Origin of the sequence: Cobetia sp. 2AS (assembly GCF_029846355.1) — a bacterium.
Lineage (GTDB): Bacteria > Pseudomonadota > Gammaproteobacteria > Pseudomonadales > Halomonadaceae > Cobetia > Cobetia amphilecti.
The window spans coordinates 1-542 of the sequence record NZ_JARWKQ010000018.1 but is presented as its reverse complement, the minus strand read 5'-3'; the positions used below and the strand labels follow the sequence as shown (position 1 = coordinate 542).

At 54.2% G+C, this 542-nt stretch carries 1 rRNA gene; it reads left to right on the top strand.

From position 1 onward, the window contains the following. Positions 1-82: 82 nt before the first annotated feature. Positions 83-542, top strand: a 16S ribosomal RNA gene (locus QD356_RS17740); the annotation flags it as partial.

The window sequence follows — 542 nt, the reverse complement described above, 5'->3', positions numbered from 1 at the left end:
GTCACCAAATATCGGAGCAAGCCTCTCACGAGAAGTTTGACTCTGAACCAAGTTTGGTCTGCTTAACAGACTATCAAGCTTTCAACTGAAGAGTTTGATCATGGCTCAGATTGAACGCTGGCGGCAGGCTTAACACATGCAAGTCGAGCGGAAACGATCCTAGCTTGCTAGGAGGCGTCGAGCGGCGGACGGGTGAGTAATGCATGGGAATCTGCCCGATAGTGGGGGACAACCTGGGGAAACTCAGGCTAATACCGCATACGTCCTACGGGAGAAAGCAGGGGATCTTCGGACCTTGCGCTATCGGATGAGCCCATGTCGGATTAGCTTGTTGGTGAGGTAATGGCTCACCAAGGCGACGATCCGTAGCTGGTCTGAGAGGATGATCAGCCACACTGGGACTGAGACACGGCCCAGACTCCTACGGGAGGCAGCAGTGGGGAATATTGGACAATGGGCGAAAGCCTGATCCAGCCATGCCGCGTGTGTGAAGAAGGCCTTCGGGTTGTAAAGCACTTTCAGCGAGGAAGAACGCCTTGGGA